The organism is Acanthopleuribacter pedis (assembly GCF_017377855.1).
Lineage (GTDB): Bacteria > Acidobacteriota > Holophagae > Acanthopleuribacterales > Acanthopleuribacteraceae > Acanthopleuribacter > Acanthopleuribacter pedis.
Window position 1 is genome coordinate 340,169 of the sequence record NZ_JAFREP010000013.1, and the last position, 16,846, is coordinate 357,014.

Annotated in this window: 11 protein-coding genes; 6 read left to right on the plus strand and 5 right to left on the minus strand. The window is 60.1% G+C overall.

Annotated features, from left to right (window positions below):
- Positions 1-14: 14 nt before the first annotated feature.
- The 3 genes from J3U88_RS14735 to J3U88_RS14745 are packed head-to-tail and all read right to left on the minus strand — an operon-like array spanning position 15 to position 3,566.
- Positions 15-1,442 (minus strand): DUF3526 domain-containing protein, encoded by a 1,428-nt coding sequence (locus J3U88_RS14735; protein ID WP_207859630.1) that lies wholly within the window; start codon positions 1,440-1,442, stop codon positions 15-17.
- Positions 1,439-2,860 (minus strand): DUF3526 domain-containing protein, encoded by a 1,422-nt coding sequence (locus tag J3U88_RS35015; RefSeq protein ID WP_207859631.1) that lies wholly within the window; start codon positions 2,858-2,860, stop codon positions 1,439-1,441. Before J3U88_RS35015 ends, J3U88_RS14735 begins: the two co-directional genes overlap by 4 nt.
- Before the next feature lies 1 nt (position 2,861).
- A complete protein-coding gene (locus J3U88_RS14745; protein WP_207859632.1) occupies positions 2,862-3,566 on the minus strand; it encodes an ABC transporter ATP-binding protein in 705 nt (234 codons plus the stop codon).
- A gap of 951 nt (positions 3,567-4,517) precedes the next feature.
- On the opposite strand from J3U88_RS14745, the gene J3U88_RS14750 reads away from it, so the two are divergent.
- From J3U88_RS14750 to J3U88_RS14770, 5 genes are read left to right on the plus strand one after another with little or no spacing between them, the layout of a single operon-like run.
- A complete protein-coding gene (locus tag J3U88_RS14750) occupies positions 4,518-6,788 on the plus strand; it encodes a YcaO-like family protein (RefSeq protein WP_207859633.1) in 2,271 nt (756 codons plus the stop codon).
- Between the two features lie 12 nt (positions 6,789-6,800).
- A complete protein-coding gene (locus J3U88_RS14755) occupies positions 6,801-8,519 on the plus strand; it encodes an ABC transporter ATP-binding protein/permease (RefSeq protein WP_207859634.1) in 1,719 nt (572 codons plus the stop codon).
- Positions 8,519-10,330 carry an ABC transporter ATP-binding protein gene (locus tag J3U88_RS14760; RefSeq protein WP_207859635.1) on the plus strand — a complete coding sequence of 604 codons (1,812 nt, stop codon included), beginning with the start codon at positions 8,519-8,521 and terminating at the stop codon, positions 10,328-10,330. The genes J3U88_RS14755 and J3U88_RS14760 overlap by 1 nt, the downstream gene beginning before the upstream one ends.
- Complete coding sequence (locus J3U88_RS14765) at positions 10,327-12,579, plus strand: YcaO-like family protein (protein WP_207859636.1); 2,253 nt, start codon at positions 10,327-10,329, stop codon at positions 12,577-12,579. The genes J3U88_RS14760 and J3U88_RS14765 overlap by 4 nt, the downstream gene beginning before the upstream one ends.
- A gap of 23 nt (positions 12,580-12,602) precedes the next feature.
- Positions 12,603-14,789 (plus strand): TonB-dependent receptor domain-containing protein, encoded by a 2,187-nt coding sequence (locus J3U88_RS14770; RefSeq protein ID WP_207859637.1) that lies wholly within the window; start codon positions 12,603-12,605, stop codon positions 14,787-14,789.
- A gap of 135 nt (positions 14,790-14,924) precedes the next feature.
- On the opposite strand, the gene J3U88_RS14775 is transcribed toward J3U88_RS14770, so the two are convergent.
- Positions 14,925-15,347 carry a hypothetical protein gene (locus J3U88_RS14775; protein ID WP_207859638.1) on the minus strand — a complete coding sequence of 141 codons (423 nt, stop codon included), beginning with the start codon at positions 15,345-15,347 and terminating at the stop codon, positions 14,925-14,927.
- 81 nt (positions 15,348-15,428) lie between these two features.
- Complete coding sequence (locus tag J3U88_RS14780) at positions 15,429-16,475, minus strand: AAA family ATPase (protein WP_207859639.1); 1,047 nt, start codon at positions 16,473-16,475, stop codon at positions 15,429-15,431.
- Positions 16,476-16,640: 165 nt separating this feature from the next.
- On the opposite strand from J3U88_RS14780, the gene J3U88_RS34665 reads away from it, so the two are divergent.
- Positions 16,641-16,763, plus strand: coding sequence for a hypothetical protein (locus J3U88_RS34665; protein ID WP_279382538.1), 123 nt, complete (start codon positions 16,641-16,643; stop codon positions 16,761-16,763).
- The last annotated feature ends 83 nt before the right edge of the window (positions 16,764-16,846 follow it).

Below are 16,846 nucleotides of genomic sequence, written 5' to 3' on the forward strand. Positions count from 1 at the left end.
CGGAATCAAAACCGCTAACGGGCCGGGATCTCGCGGCCCAGCACGGCACAGGCCGCCAGCAACAGCAGGTTAACCAAAGCCAGCCAAGCCAGCGCGCGCAGGACGGATGCGTTGCTTTGCAGCGGGGCCATGTCGAAGCGCGGGAGGCGGGCGACGTCGGCGCTTTCAATCACGGATTCGCCAAAGGCTTTTTCGGCGAAAAACATGCGGAACCGCGCGGCGTAATCCTGAACTTCTTGTTGGTAAGCACGGTAATGGACGCGGGAAACCCCGGCCAATTCATCAAGCGCCTCGCGCACCGAAACGGCGGGCGACAGCAGCGCCAAGCCCTGCTCGAAGCGCAGGCGGGCCTCGACGCGGGCCTCAAAATCCTGCTCCATCGGCGCGGTGATCGCTTCGACGGCTTCAAAAACGGCGAGCGTGCGTTGGTACCACTGGAAGGTGGCCTTGTATTGGGCGTAGGTATCGCCGCGGTTGGCCGAAAGTTCGGGGTGATCCTGGTAGAACTTGGCCAGGATTTCACCGCCCTGTTTGGCGGCGTCGGCGGCGGCCAAACGCTGCGCGGCAATGGCTTCGATGCGGGACGGAATCGGATAAAGCAAACCGCCGATTAGGTGCGCACCGGCGGGGACCACCAGCAGCAGCATGGCCCACAGCCCGGTCAGCGCCACGGCACATTGGTGGGCACCGCGCCGTCCGGTATTGACCAGCAAACAGAGCAGAAACCAAAACCCGCAGTAGAGCCAAACCAAGCCGGCGAGTTGCGCCAGGGCAAGGGGTTTGGCCAGGGGATTCACGCCGCCCACCGCAAAAGCCGCGCACAATGCGAACAAGACCACGAGGGAGGTCACCCCCCAACGCCACACAATTTTGAGCAGAAACAATTGTCGCGGCGACACGGGTTGCGCCAGCACCATCGGCAGAATACCGCATTCGCGTTCATCGCCGACGATGCCGTAGTTCAGCGCAATCACAAACAACGGCAACAGGTAGAGCAGCACAAAAGCCGGATCGAAGGCCCCGAACAGACGCGGCATCGGGTTGGCGGTGTCGTGGCCGGGTACCCGTGCTTTGGTGTAGAACTTCACTTGCGAGACGGGGGCGAACAGGTCACCGCTGCCGGTGGAGAGCATGGCCCAGGAATCAAAGGGAAACACGGTGACGGCGCCGGCCCAACTGAAATAACTTTGCGGGCTGCCGAACAGACTGTCGTAGTGTTTTTCGCCGGCTTCCATCGCGACCAAATCGGCGTGTTGCGCCGAGAATCGCGCTTCTTGTTCGGCCACGGCGGTGGCGCCGGCTTGCTCCCAGCGGTTAAGCTTGTCACCGTTGACCCAAGCCGCGGCGATCATGATCATCACAAAACCCAAGGCGGCGGCCAAGCTGATGCGGTCGCGCCGCAAAAGCCGCGATTCATGCGCCCAAATAACACGCCACATCATGGGGTCACCTTCTGCAAAAATTTCGGAGCGAGCCAAGCGGTTAACACACCGGTGATGAGAAACCACAGCAACAACATGCCGAGCGCGGCGGATTGGGTCGCAAAACGCGAAAGCGGCGACCCAAAATCAAAGGTGAACACGGGCACCCGCGACCACAACCCCTCGTCGGCTTGGTAACGCCAGTCGCCGCTGCGCGATTCGTGCATCATGTCGGTGTTGAGCAGTTCCACGTAATCGCGTCGAAACACCTCAACGGCCTCGTTAAACCGGTGTTGGGTCCCGGAATCGGCACCGGCGAGGGTCATCGAGAGCACCCGCGCGGGCAACAACGGCGAGAGCAGCGAACTCCATTGGAACACCCGCTCCTGTTGCGCGTGGACCGCGGCCAGTTCCTCGTAATAGCGGTCGAACACCTTGTTGCCGTAATTCTCGTCTTCCTGCATCAACAGGCCGTCGATGTTAATCGGCAAATCTTCTTCTTTTTCAACGCCGTACTTGGCCAGGGTTTCCGTGCGGATGCGGGCGACGCGTTGGTCGGCCGGGTCGTGCCCGTCCATGCCCGACTTTTTCTCTTGTTTCATGGCACCGTGAAAGGCCTCGCGATCCGGGGTGGGAAACCAGGATTCGGCCGCGCTCGCCGCCAGCTTGGGCACCACCAAGGAGGACGTCATCCAGAACAGCAGCAGGCAGACCAAAACTTGGTGGGAGGAGCGCAAAACCGCGGAACACAACAGGGTCATGTTGGCGATGGTGCCGTAGTACAGCAGCAGCACCAGGGCGCACAAGGCGGAGGCGGTCAGTAGGTTGGCGGCGGGCAAGCGACCCCACAGCAGCACCAAACCCAGCCCGAGCATCACCCCGCCTACCAACAACACGATGGGAAACAAGCTCAGCCATTTGGCGGCCAGCAACCGGCGCGGGTCGGCGGCGGAGGCGCTGAGCAAGCGTAAGGTCCCTTGCTCGCGTTCGCCGGAAATCAGCGCAAACCCGTTGATCATCAGGAACAGGGGCACCAAGTACAACAGCACAAAGGCGGGGGTGAGGCTGCCGAAGCGGGAAAGGGTCGATTGATCCTGGGCGGTTTCGTAGGAGGCGTCGGTTTTGATGTGGGCCTCGGTGAACACCACCCCGCCGGCAAAAGGGGTGATGCCTTGGTCCCATACGCGCAGGGGCGACACGGGACGAAACACGAAGATGCCGTAATGGGCGGCGCTGTGCGGGTTTTTGGGGCCTTGCTGCACCCAGCGCTCACGCTCGGCGACGGCACCCGCTTCCACCTCGGACAGATCGGATCGGTAATGGGCAAATCCCACGGCGACCGCGGGGACGGCCAGCAACAGCAACACCACCAACGACCACACAAAACGTTTTTCGCGCCATTGCAGGCGGCACTCTTTTAAAAATAGGTTCCAAAACACATCAAGCCTCGCTCATGTGCTGCAAGTACAGTGATTCCAATTCGGCGGTGGTCAGATCGGCGGTTTGGTAGCAGCCCACCAGCTTGCCGGACCGCATCACGCCGATGCGGTCGCTCATCTCGCGGGCGCGGAACAAATCGTGGGTCGCCATCAACAACGCCATGCCCTGGTCGCGCAGATTGGTCATGAGGTCGGAAAAGGTTTTTGAGGCGCGCGGATCCAAACCGGAGGTGGGTTCGTCCAACAACAATGCCTTGGCTTTTTTGCCGAGCGCAATCGCCAAGGCCACCTTTTGGCGCATGCCCTTGGAATAGGTTTCCAGGCGGCGCCGGCTCGCGGCTTGATCCAAGCCGACTTGGTCAAACAGGGCGTTTCGTTCGGACTCGGGCAAGCGCAATCCCGATAATTCCAAAAAATAGGTCAAATTTTCAAAACCCGTTAACTTGGGATAAAGCATGACCTGCTCGGGCAGATAGGCCAGCGCTTTTTTGGCGTCGGTCGGTTGTTTGGCAACCTCGATGCCGTCGACCCGTGCCTCGCCGGCACAGGGCTGAATAAAATTAAGGAAAAGGTTTAAGGTGGTGGTTTTGCCGGCGCCGTTGGCACCGAGCAAACAAAAAATCTCGCCTGCTTCGACGGTCAAATCGAGGGTGTCGAGCGCGCGAAGGTCGCCGTAATCTTTGGTTAACCCAATGGCTTGCAACATGTTCTTTATCCATCCCGGCCAAAATGTCGCTGCCAGGCTGATCCAAAAAAGACGAAACGTCAGAAGAAAACCAGAGAAGGTTCAACCAGGGCAACTTAGCGCTAATGATATACCGATATCATGACAACGCAAGCATTTTGATAACGGGATCCCAATTTCGGTCCGTGTTTTGCGTCACGGACCCGTCGATATGACTGCCTATCGCCCCCATCAGAAGATAACCCCGAGCGAATCGACAGGTAAAACCGCCAAACCCATATCAGACAGGCAAAAAGTGCCGGCTCCCGTACCAAGAGAAAACCGAGTCAATACATGACGATTCGCAAATACGTGCCATTTGCGACATCCACAAGGTACCCGATGCGACAACTTTTTCTCAAATCGCTGACTAGAATCGGGATTCACCAAAGTTCACGCTTTGGCAATACAAAACCGGACCCGCGATCCACCCGTGAAAATCGGCCATGGCGCGGACCGGCAAAATCTAAAGGAGCTTTGATTATGATCAAGAAAATCAAAGAACGTCGCTGGGAAAAAGCTTTGGCCCCTAACGGCAACCACCACACCCATGGTTTGGGTACCGGCGTTACCGCGATCCGCTGGATCAAGAAGTAACGTCTGAGAATGTTTTTGCCGCATAGCGGCTAAATAAAAAGGCGAAGCCAACCTCCAACCTAAAGTGTGCGATTCGGGTGGATGCAATTGTGCAAGATGTTGGTGCGAAATGTGTTGGAAAAAGCGGAGGCGTACCTGAAAGGTACGTCGAGCATTTTTCCGGCACGTTGCAGCCCAACAGATTGTACAAGTGCGCCGCCAAGAAGCGCTCAATTTAGGTGCTGATCTGCTCCGCCTTCGTGATTCTCACGGCCGTGTGGTCACACGATCACACGGCCAACTCCATGATAACCCGGCATTTTTCGTCCGGCAAAAAGATTGTTCCAGGAGAAGTCCATGTCCCAAACACCGACCCTCAGCGTACCGGCCCATCCTTATTTAATCGACATCAACTTACGTCCTCTCGGTGACGCGGCCACCTTGGTCACCACCCCCGCCGGTACCATGTTTGAAATCGCCGCCAAACCCGAGGAAGTGGGTGGTTGGTTGCGCCTGTGTGACGGACACCATTCTCTGGAAACCATCCTCGCCGCGGCCGGACAAGACTTTGCCGAGGTCCTGGAAGCCTTACTCGAAGACGGCTGCATGGCGGCCGAAAAACCAGCAGGCGATCTGCGCCCCTGGCTGCGATTCGGCGGCGAGCTCGATCCCACCCGCCTGACGAAAACCCGCTTGCACGTCCTCGCGGACGACGCCCTGCTCCCCCACCTCGCCAACTGGCAACCCTATCGCCGTTTCGTCGACCACCAGCTCTACAACTTAAGCGACCTAGCCGACATGCGCGAACAAACCAACGCGGACGACTTGGTGGTGGTCCTGCTCGCCGACCTAGACAGCCAACGCCTGCTCGAGATCGACGCGTGGGCCCGCGACAATCAGATCACCTGGGCGTCTTTCCACCTGGAAGCCGGCACGGGCTGGCTCGGTCCCCTGGTCGTTCCCGGCCAAACCGGCGATTACCAAGACCTCCACGAGCGCCGCCTGTGCTGCGCGGACAACAAACCCATGTTTGAGGCGGTCACCGGCAAGTCGATCCACCTACCCGCGCGCCGCCTGCCGCCCCGCACCGAACTGGCCTGGATGATCGGCGCCTTTTTCGCCGAACTGGAACGCTTTGCCGTGGGCGCAACCTGTCGCCTGCTCTCCACCGAACTGCAAGCCGACCCACGAAGCTTGGAACTCACGCCCTACCATTTCCTACCCATGCCCCACCGCGTCCTGGAAAAACCCTTCCTGACCTCGGCACCCGAGGGCGCGGACGCTTTGATCAACAACCGCAGCGGCGTGATCGTGCAAAGCATCGAGGTCAAACACCACGAATCGGTACCCGACAGCCTGATCACCTACCAAGCCCAGGTCTCCAACATCGCGGCCCGCTACGAGGCGGCCAACGACGTGATCGTCGGCGGCTCCAGTTTCGGCAATCCCGAACAGTCTTTTTACGCCTCCATCGGCGAAACGGTGGAACGCTATTGCGGCAACTACATTCCCGGTGAATCCCTGCGCCGCGCCACCTACAACGAACTGATCGCGGCGGGCGAACACGCGATTGACCCCGACAGCCTGGTACTGTTTACCAAGGCGATGTACGCGGAAGAGGGCTGCCCAATGAAACCCTTTACCCGCGATCTCCCCGTACTTTGGGTCGCCGGCCATTCCCTCACCAAGGACCGCCCGGCCTGGCTACCGATCAGTTTGGTGTACGTCAACTGGTACACGGCGTTGCCGGAAGAACCGATCACCAACTACATGAACTTCCCCGGCATCGCGGCGGGTCAAAACCTGGAACACGCCCTGGTTTCGGCCATCGAAGAGTTGGTGGAGCGCGACACCACCATGATTTGGTGGATGAACCGTATCGCGTTCCCCGCCATGGCACTGACCCCGGAATGCCACGCGGTATGGCAAGGTCGCCCAAGCAATCTGGGCCAACGCCCTTGGCTGATTCACCTGGACAACCAATTCAACATCCCGGTCATGGCGGGCGTGTTGGAAAACACCCGCGAAGGCTTCTTTAACATCGGGTTCGCCTGCCGTCCCAACGCGGAAGAAGCGGGCATGAAAGCCTGGACCGAGGCCTTGACCCTGCAGGAGGGCAGCCGCGACATGGACGATCCCAACGGCTTGCTGCGTACCTCGGTTGAGGAGTGGGGCCTGATTGAAGTGCCCTACAAACCCTGGCGCAAAGATCGTCTGTACTTCGACGATTACCGCGCGGACTTCCGCGATGTGAGCGACCTGTTGCAACAGCAGCAAATCAATCTGGACCCGCGCGGTCTGGAACGGGTACGCGAATGGGTGGACACGCCGCGCACGCGCCATTTCGACGAACTGCCCAGCCTGCCCGACCGAAGCTTGGCGACTTACCGCGAACGCATTGAAAGCCAAGGCTTTGAGATCTTCTACAAGGACATCACCACCAACGATGTCGCCCTGACCGGCCTGCACGCGGCACGGGTCATCATTCCCGGCCTGGTACCCAATACCCCGGCCGCCTTCCCGCCACTCGGCGGTGGCCGCGTCCAACAAGCGCCGGTGGATATGGGCCTGCGCCAAAAACCCCTCAGCGAGGCGGAACTCCACTACGCCCCGCTACCCCACGCCTAAGGACCCGACACCATGATGATCCATCCCCGTTTGGCCGACTGCAGCCGCGGTGTGCGCCTGCCGATTGCCCTGACGATCCTGTTGGGCTTGGGCATCGCGGGCGCATCCATCGCCCAAGGCTTGGCCGCGGCCGAGGTACTCAACCGCGTTTTGACGGGCGGCGGGTCGCTGACCGCGCTGCTTGTCCTGGTCGCGGCCTTGATCCTGCTGCGCGCGATCCTGCTGTGGCAACGCAGCGCGGTACAGATGTGGTGCGGCGCCAAGGTGAAAACGGCGCTGCGCGCCCGGCTCACCGCCAAACTGCGCGAACTGGGGCCGGCCTACATGGACCGCCAAAGCGGCGGTCAAACCCAGGCCACCCTCATCGACGGCGTCGAGTCGATTGAGAGCTACTTCGCCGCCTACTTCCCGCAATTGCTGATCACCCTGCTGGTCCCCACCGCGCTGATGGTTTACCTGTTCCAAATCAGCATCGCCGTTGCCTCGGTGCTCGCGGTGGTCCTGCTCTCGGCGCTGATTCTGCCGCGCCTGTGGGAAAAGTTGATGACGCGTTTGGGCATTGACCACTGGGGCCACTACGCCCAACTCAACGCCGAATTTCTCGACAACATGCAGGGCATGACCACCTTAAAAGCCGTCAACGCGGCCGAACAACGCGGCAAAGAATTGGCGCGGAAAAGCAACGACCTCTACCGCGGCACCATGCTGCAATTGGGCGTTTCGATGCTCAACACGGCGGTGATCGGGCTGGCCATGAAGGCGGGTTCCGCGCTGGCGCTGATGGTCGGGGCGTACCAGGTCACCCAAGGCACGGTCAGCTTCGCCGACCTGCTGATCCTGCTGTTCCTCAGCGGCGAGTGCATCCGCCCGCTCAGCGATTTGGATCGCTATTGGCACCAAGGGTTTATGGGTATTTCAGCGGCGGGCGGCATTGCCGCAATCCTCGACGCCGAACCCGAGGTTCGCGACGACGGCAAACACGAAATGCCGCCCGGTCCGCTGCGCATTGACATTCAGGGTTTGCGCTTCAGCTATCCCGGCCGCGAAGAAGTGGTGTTGCAGGAGCTTGACCTGAACATCGAAGCCGGCGCCACGGTCGCGCTGGTCGGTCCCTCCGGTGGCGGGAAAAGCACGGTTGCGGCCTTGTTAACCCGATTCTACGAGGCACCCCACGGCAGCATTCGCATTAACGACAAGGCGATCCAAGACTACCGCTTGGAGGAATTACGCGGGGCGATTGCCGTGGTCGGCCAGCACACCCACCTGTTCTTCGGCACGGTGGCGGACAACCTGCGTTTGGCCAAACCCGACGCCGATCAGGCCGAACTGGAAGCCGCCGCCAAAGCCGCCAACGCCCACGATTTCATCAGCGCGCTGCCCAACGGCTACGACACCGAGATCGGCGAGCAAGGTGCGACCCTGTCCGGCGGTGAACGCCAACGGCTGGCCATCGCGCGTGCCCTGCTCAAGGACGCACCGATCCTGATCCTCGACGAGGCCACCTCGGCCCTCGACGGCGCCAACGAACAAGCCGTGATTGATGCGGTTGAACGCTTGTGCCGCGGCCGTACCGTGCTGTGGATCGCGCACCGGCTTAGCGGCATCCGCCACGCCGACCACATTTTTGTGATCGAGAACGGCCGCCGCATCGAAGCGGGTCGCCACGAGGACCTGGTCGCACGCCGCGGCGCCTACGCGCGCCTGGTTGCGGCCCAGAAAGGAGCGGCTTAATGACCACGGATGCTGCCACCGCGAAGGAACAACGTCGCGCGCTGCGATCCTTGCTGCGCCTGCTCAACAACCACCGCCTCATGTTCACCGCGACCACCTTGTTGGCCACACTGAACCAACTCGCCGGCATCGCCACCGCCGGGATGGGCGCGGTCGTGGTCGGTAAAGCCGCCACCGGCGCGCCCTGGTCCGACCTGCAAAGCTGGGTCACGGCATTGCTGGTCCTGGTGCCGATCACGGCGCTGGTTTCATGGCTGGAAATGTGGCTGGTTCACGACATGGCCTACCGCATCCTCGCCGATATTCGCCGCGAACTGTTCCAGGCGATGGAACGGCTGGCCCCGGCCTACTTCGTCGACCAACGCGGCGGTGATGTAGCCGCGACCGCCATGGCCGACGTGGAAACGCTGGAATGGTTTTACGCCCACACCGTCGGTTCACTCATCGTGATCCTGCTGGTACCGACCTGCATTCTCGCGACCCTGTTCCTGCTCCACCCCGTCTTGCCGTGGCTGTTGGTGCCACTCGTTCTGGCCGTGGCCGTGATCCCGGCCCTGTTCGCCAACCGCGCAGCGCAACAAGGGCGCACCTTGCGCGAGGCGGTGGGTCGTGCCGGTGCCGAAACCGTCGACGCCTTGCAGGGATTGCGCGAACTCAGCATGTTCGACCGCAAGGGTTTTTGGTTTCAACTTTTAGAGAAACGTTCGCAAAAACTCGCCGCGGCCAGGGTTGCATTTGGACGGCGTGACGGCCTGGAAGGCGCGCTCGCCGCCGCCTTTAGCTCCTTGGGTATGTTGACCGTGCTCATCGCCGCCGCCGCGTTGGTGAGCCGCGGCGAACTCGAACCCGCGCTCTACCCCGCCTGTGTCGTGCTGGCCGCCGCCGTCTTCGGCCCGGTCACCGCCGTCAGCCGCATCGTGGCCGGTCTCGGCAATGTCGGCGCCGCCGCGGCCCGTGTCGACAAACTGTTGCGCGCCCAACCCGCCGTCTCCGATTTTCCCGAGCAAGCCCCCGCCGACACGGTCGCGCCAACCCTCGCCTTCAAACAGGTTTCCTTCCGCTACAAAACCGGCGGGCCGGACGTGCTCCAAGACGTTTCGTTCCGCGTCGAAGCGGGCGAAACCGTCGCGCTGGTCGGGCTGTCCGGTTCCGGTAAATCCACGCTGGCCCAGTTGGCGCTGCGTTTTTGGGACCCGACCGCGGGCAGCATTCACCTGGGCGGGATTGACATCAAACAGTTCCCGCGCAAGGACTTGAACCAACACCTGATGCTGGTGCCGCAAACCACCACGCTGTTTCACACCAGCGTGCGCGAGAACATCCGGCTCGGTTCCCCCGACGCTTCAGACAGCGCGGTTACCCTGGCCGCCCGTGCCGCCGCCGCCGACGGTTTTATCGAAAACCTGCCGGAAGGTTACGCCACCAACGCGGGCGACCGCGGCGCCCAGCTCAGCGGCGGCCAACGCCAACGCATCGCCCTGGCCCGCGCGCTGTTACGGCGTCCGCCGGTGCTGATTTTGGACGAATCACTGTCCAACCTCGACGCCGAAACCGAGGCCGAGGTGTTCGCCCGCATCCAAACCAAACGCGCCGGACAGTTCACCACGCTGTTCATCGCCCACCGCTTGTCAACCATCCAAGCCTGCGACCGCATCCTGCTGTTTGAAGGCGGGCGCTTCATCGCAAGCGGCAGCCACACCGAACTGATGCGCGACAACGCCGCCTACCATCGCCTGATCGAGGCCCAAGCCCGCGCCCAACAGGACGAAAGCACACCGACCACCCACCTTATTCCCGGAGCCGTTTCATGACCGACACCACCCTTACGCCCGTTTACCCCAAGGTAACCGGGCTCGAACTCCTCACGCTCGACAGCGACCGGTCCCTGGTTCGTATTAGCGACGGCGATATGTTTGAAGTCGCCCAGCCGCTTGACCGCCTGCAAAACCTGTTCGAACAATGCGACGGGACCCGCTCACTGGGCGACATTCAGGTCGCCGGTTTGGCAAGCGAGGACGCCGAAACCATTATTGAAGCGCTGGCCGAAACCGACGCCTTGACCTTCGACCAGGAAGCGCCCGTCGACCAGGGCACGCGCCACCTGATCGTCTGTTGCGACGAAGCCCTTTTCCAAGCAGCCACCTACCTCGCCGTGGAACGTTTCGACAACGTCAGCTTCTCCAACCGCGAAACCTTGTTCGCCACCGCCGCCACCATCGAGAATCCCTTGATCGCGGTGCTTTCCAGCCGGCTCGATGCCAATTGGTTCGTGGCAATCGACACCCAATGCGCCGCCCTGGGTGTGCCCTGGGCCGCCTTTCACCTCGACGGCGGTCGCGGCTGGCTCGGTCCCCTGGTCGTCCCGCAACGCACCGCCGACTACCGCGACCTGCTGGACCGCCGCCGCTGTTCCGGCGACGCCGTCGAAGCCGCCCAGTTGGCAGAACCACTCGGCACTGCCGAGGGCGCCCCCTTCGATCCCGTCACCCCATCCGCTAGTGAAATCCTCTGGATGCTGGGCCTCTTTTTCGAGGAACTGGCCCGCGCCGAACAGGACGGCGTCTGCCGCCTGCACAGCGGTGAACTCCGCGCCGATCCCGTCGACTTCAGCACCGAATCCTTTTATTTCCTGCCGATGCCGACCCGACCCGTCCCCGAAAATTGGCTGACCGGCGCACCCGATTATTGGGCGCAAATGGTCAACCACCGCGGCGGCATCGTGTTGGCACAGCACCCGGTCCAACACCATCCCTCGATTCCCGACAGCCTGATCACCATCCAATCCCACTGCTGCGATATCTCGCGCGCCTGCCCCTGGGAAAACGATTCCTTTGTCGGCGGCAGCGCCTTCAATGACGAAATCGCTGCACGCGGCGCCTCGTTGGGTGAAGCGGTCGAACGCTACTGCGGTAACTTCATCCCCAGCCGCGATCCCAACCGCGGCAACATATGGCGCAAGGCAAGCTACAACGAACTCATCGCCGCCGGGGAACACGCCGTCGACCCGGACCAACTCATCCTCTATTCCGACGCCTTGCTCGCCAAGGAAGGTTGCCCCTTTACCCCGTTCACCCGCGACCTTCCGGTTACCTGGGTCGCAGGCCGTTCGATTACCAAGGACCGCCCCGCTTGGCTGCCGATGACGCTCACCTACGCCAATTGGATGGCCGACACTTTCGTCGATGAACCCATCACCAACCACCTCTACACGCCGGGCATGGCGGGCGGGCGCAACCTGGAAGAAGCTTTGGTGGGCGCAGTGCGCGAGGTGGTCGAACGCGACATCACCATGGCCTGGTGGCTCAACCACACCGCGTTGCCCAGCATCGAACTCACCCCCGAGCTGGAAGCCCTGTGGCGGGGTTTACCGCAACAGCACCACCAGCGCTACCGCCTGCTGCACCTGGACAACCCCTTCGACATCCCCGTCGTCGTCGGCATCGTCGAGGATCCGGTGAACCATTTCATCAATATCGGTTTCGGTTGCCGACCCGACCCCGTCGAGGCCGCCAAAAAAGCTTGGAGCGAGGCGTTGACCTTGCAGGAAGGCAGCCGCGATTTGCTGCAGCCGGAAAGCCTGCTGCGCATGTCCGCCGAGGAATGGGGCATGCTCAGCGTGCCCTACCTGCCGCACCGCGCGGACCGACGTTATCTCGACAGCTTCGATCCCGAGTTCCGCGACGTCACCGACCTGATGCTGCAACAGCAGGTGTTCCTGGATCCCCGCGCGGTTGAGAAGGTACGCCCCCTTTTGGATACCCCCGTCGGTCGGCGCTTTGCCGATTTACCACGCCTGCCCGACAACCGCTTCGCGACCTACCGAAGCCGGGTTGAAGCCCAAGGGTTCGAGATCTTTTACGCCGACATCACCTCGAGCGACGTCGCGCTCACCGGCATGAAAGCCGTGCGCGTCATCATTCCCGGCCTGATTCCCAACATGCCCGCCGCCTTCCCCGCCGCCGGCGGTGCCCGTGTCTTTGACCTACCCGTCCAGCTCGGCTGGCGCGAAACGCCGCTGCGCGAGGACCAACTTAACTATTTCCCCATGCCTCATGCTTAGGCACGTCCTTTTGGAGGTTTACCGTGTCCCTTAAAAACAATCTACCCCTGCTGCTGCTTCTCCTTTCGGGCAGCTTGATCGCGCAAGATACGCGTGGCGAAACCGGCAGCGAACTTCGTGAAGAACTGGTGGTGACCGCCACCAAACAAGACCGCAAACAACGCGACATCCCCGCCGCCGTGTCGGTCATCACCGAGGAAGCCCTCAAAACCAAAGCCGCGATTGTGCCCGGCGACGAATTGATCGGCGTGCCAGGCGTGTTTTTCCGCCGTCAAGAAGCTGCCGACAGCTTTATGGATGTGACCATTCGCGGCCTGACCGGCAACCACGGCAACGACACCTTCCTAGCCCTGCTCGACGGCATCCCCTTCGTCTCGGCCCACGAGGAAGTGTTGCTCAGCGAAATCCCCTTCGGCGCGGTGGAGCGCGTCGAGGTCGTACGCGGTCCCGTCTCCGCGCTTTACGGTCGCGGCGCCTTGTCCGGCGCCATCAACTACCGCACCCGCACGCCCGACAACACACAACAATTCGGCCTCGATCTGACCGCCAACTCCCTCGGTTACACGCGCCCCCACTTCAGCGCCAACCTGCCCTTGGTTGCCGATACCAACACCCTGCTGATCGACGCCTACTACGAAAACCACGAGGGCTGGCGCGACCACACCGGTCGCGAAACCACCAACATCCTGCTCAAGGACGAATGGGTTGTCTCGCCGTCCACACGGCTGATGTTTTACGTCAACGCCTACGCCAACGAACAGGAAGCGGGCGGCCAAATCCCCCTCGACGCCAATGGCAACCTGTTGGAAACCTTCGGCGGCCGTCGCGGTTTTGTCGGTTACCAACCCAACACCTACGACCGCGATTCGATCATGGCCACCGTGCGCTGGCAACAACAGCTCAGCGACCAATGGCAACTACAAACCACGATGAACGCCCGCGACATGCAGGACAACAACGACCTGAACTTCTTCGATCCGTTCGGTTACGATCCCGACAACGACATCTTACGCGTCAACGGGTTTGCCAACGACCGCGCCACCACGACCACCTTCATCGAACCCCAGGTCACCTGGCAAGGCGACCGCGGCCGTTTCATCGCGGGCGCCAACTTCGAACGCGTCGCCCTCGAGGAAACCGATTGGTGGACCGGCCAAAACGGGTTTGACACCGACACCTTCGATTTCTACTTCTACGAAATCAACATCAATTTCCGCACCGGCGAAATCCTCAACCAGGACCATCCGTTTTGGGTGACCCGCAACGAAACCTACCGCGGCGACAGCACCAACCGCTTCGTTTCGGTCTACTTCCAACACGAGTACAAGGTCACCGACCGCTTCGAGGTCACCTGGGGCGCCCGCTACGATAGCTTCAAGCGCGAGGCCGAAATCGACAGCGACGTGGACTTCGACGGCGTCATCGACGACAACCCGCTGATTGAGGACGACGAGGACAACATCGCCCCCAAATTGGCGCTGAGCTACGCCGTCAACGAACAAACGCGCGCCTACTTCTCCTACGGCGAAGGCTTTAACGCCAACTTCGCGGCCGTATGGCAATGGGATCCCGGCCTGTACCAACGCGGCAACGAGGTCAAACCCTCGCACGTGCGCAGCTACGAGCTGGGCCTCAAAGGCGGCGGCGCCGGTTTCGCTTACGAAGCGGCCGTATTCCACATGACCCAGGAAGACCGCCTGGTGTTCCTGCCCAACCCCGCCGGTTTCGGACCCTCGGTGGCCGCCAACGCCGACGAATTCCGCAGCCAAGGTCTGGAACTCTCCTCACGCTTCCGCCTCAACGATTCCTGGCAGGCCTACGTCAACGCGAGCACCATCGACGCCGAATGGGAAGCATACGAAGTGGGCGGCACCGATCTGTCCGGCAAACGCCCACGCGGCGTGCCCGAGCACATGGTGTCCCTAGGCGTTAACGGCCGCATCGGCACCAACCTGGTCGTCGACATTTGGGGTGACCTGTTCGACGATTACGCGGTCACCCGCGACAACAGCGTCACCGGCGGCGGCTACGCGCTGCTCAACGCCCGCCTGGCCTACCAAACCAAAAACGGCCGCTTCAAAGGCGTCTCCCTAACCGGCCGCAACATCCTCGACGAGGAATACGACGACCTATTCGGTGCCGCCGCCCCGCAAACCGCCCAACCCGGTTTGCCGGCCCAGGTCTTCCTCACGCTGGACTTCGATTTCTAACCCTTCCAATTTCCCCCAAAGGAAGTTCCACCAGGCCGCGTCACACACCATGACGCGGCCTTTTTTTATCGGGTGGTCAGGATGCGGTTCTGAGTAATCGTTAACACGGCCCCGTTTTGTAAGGTGCCGGAACACTTATTTCGAAATTTGATTTATAGATGTTACGTTCCAGGGCATGGTGTTTTTGAGTGTTCGTCGGTCCACAACATCAGGATGGGGATCAACCGCCTTGATCAACTGTTTTAATTTGAGTTTCAAGTTGGCAGGGTTAATAAGAAGAGGTTTGATCCGGCTTTCACGGCGCGGTTGTTCTAGGTGAACCACAACCCTGATTTGATTCTGTTGAAGGGCTTCATTTGCAACAACTTTCTCTGTTTCATCTCGGCCGTTCACCTTGGTACAAACAAGACCGGCAAGGGTATCCCTTACCTTGACCGCAATTTCTTCCGATAGTTCTGAAGGCTTGGTTCGCGGGAAAACACAGGTTGCATTGCCAAAAAATCTACCGCCTTGGCACCACCGGCCAACGCGTTTACCTGGTTCCGGTAAAAAGCCCAATCATCATACTGGGTCGCATCCACTTCAAAAGCAAAAGTCAAAGTACCTTCGACAAACACGCGTTTCGTACCGGCCATAGTTTTAACCAATTTCCATGTATCGGTCGGATTGCGTCAGTTCTTCATCCAAAAGCACAATGGTTTGAAGATCCTTCAAATGATCGCCCTGCTCAACCACAACACCATCCTCTTCAGGTCTTAACCCAAAAAAGCGTTGCTTTATCCGTGAACCTAACCCCTGAGCCAAGATGTCGAGCTCTCGAATCAAAAACAGGGAATGGCTCGCGATAAATACCTGGATCCCACCCATGCATAAGTCGAGGATGACCTTCGCAAGCTCTTTAATAAGTTTGGGATTCAGGTTTGATTCGGGCTCATCCCAAAACAAATATCCTTTGTCGATTAAAGACCCATTGGCCACCAAACGCGCCAACATCGCCAGCTTGCGAATACCTTCGGCTACTAAATACATCTCCATGTTACCGGAGCCGGGAATTTTTAGATAAAACCGCCCATTGTTATCGAGATAAATCTTTCCACCCATTGCCTTTTCTAAGGGCGCCATCAGTGCCGCTGCAGACTTTTCTCGGGCACCTTTTAGACTGGGAATCCCCAGAAGTGAACAGGTATCGCGATAGGTTTCGGGAAACTCAATGTAGTGTTGGTCATAAAAAGATACAAACCCTGGATAAAGCGTTAACAACTCACGGGTCGGAAAAAAGACGGGGGCTTTAGGCTGCCAATCCTGATTTAGCTTGGAAATTCTCACTTCAGTTTTGCTTTTTGTCGTGAAGTCAAAAGCGACATCAAGATCGGGATTATTAAAAAAGAGCGCTACCTCACAGCGCCTAACACCTTGGCCCCGACGCGCCAAACGGCCAACGGCTTCCGGCCGCAATACCGTCAGCAATTTTTCGGCATAATTCTTCTGCATCGTTGCTTTGGTCGGTCCATTGGAGAAGGGCAAACGGCCGGCTTCTGCGCTCGCGGCAATGACCGAGTAGGCAATCTTGAGTAGCTGGGACTTACCACTACCGTTCTCACCAATGATCACATTTAACATGGGTGAGAATGCCAAATCAGCCCGGGGGAAAACTGTCAGGTTTTCAAGCGCCATCCGTTTCAGCACAAAAACTCCTTGCGACCTTGCCCAAATTCCCGAGTAAGGCTAGCCCGCGGGATTCATGAATGATTTCAGCATCATACCACGTGATGAACACCCACGAGCACGTACCGCCGGCGCGGAAAACCCGAGTCAGCCAATCACTACCTCACCCTAACCACCGAGGGGTGGGTGCGGTTCGTCGCCACGCGGGGCAACCACAGCTACCTAACCGCCTGGGACAAAAAGGAAGAGGCGGCCTTTGTGGTCAAGGTTCCCAACAAGGAGGCGGTCGCCTACGTCCAATGCCGTTAAGTTAAGAGAGAAAATTACAGATTAACCTGTTTGTAACTAAGTATTTATGGTAAAATTGCGGCATGAGACATGCTCTGGCGGGC

Coding starts and splice junctions, on each gene's coding strand:
- J3U88_RS14760 (WP_207859635.1), top strand. CDS start 8,519: ATGACCACGGATGCTGCCACCGCGAAGGAACAACGTCGCGCGCTGCGA.
- J3U88_RS14745 (WP_207859632.1), bottom strand. CDS start 3,566: ATGTTGCAAGCCATTGGGTTAACCAAAGATTACGGCGACCTTCGCGCG.
- J3U88_RS14755 (WP_207859634.1), top strand. CDS start 6,801: ATGATGATCCATCCCCGTTTGGCCGACTGCAGCCGCGGTGTGCGCCTG.
- J3U88_RS14750 (WP_207859633.1), top strand. CDS start 4,518: ATGTCCCAAACACCGACCCTCAGCGTACCGGCCCATCCTTATTTAATC.
- J3U88_RS14765 (WP_207859636.1), top strand. CDS start 10,327: ATGACCGACACCACCCTTACGCCCGTTTACCCCAAGGTAACCGGGCTC.
- J3U88_RS14735 (WP_207859630.1), bottom strand. CDS start 1,442: ATGATGTGGCGTGTTATTTGGGCGCATGAATCGCGGCTTTTGCGGCGC.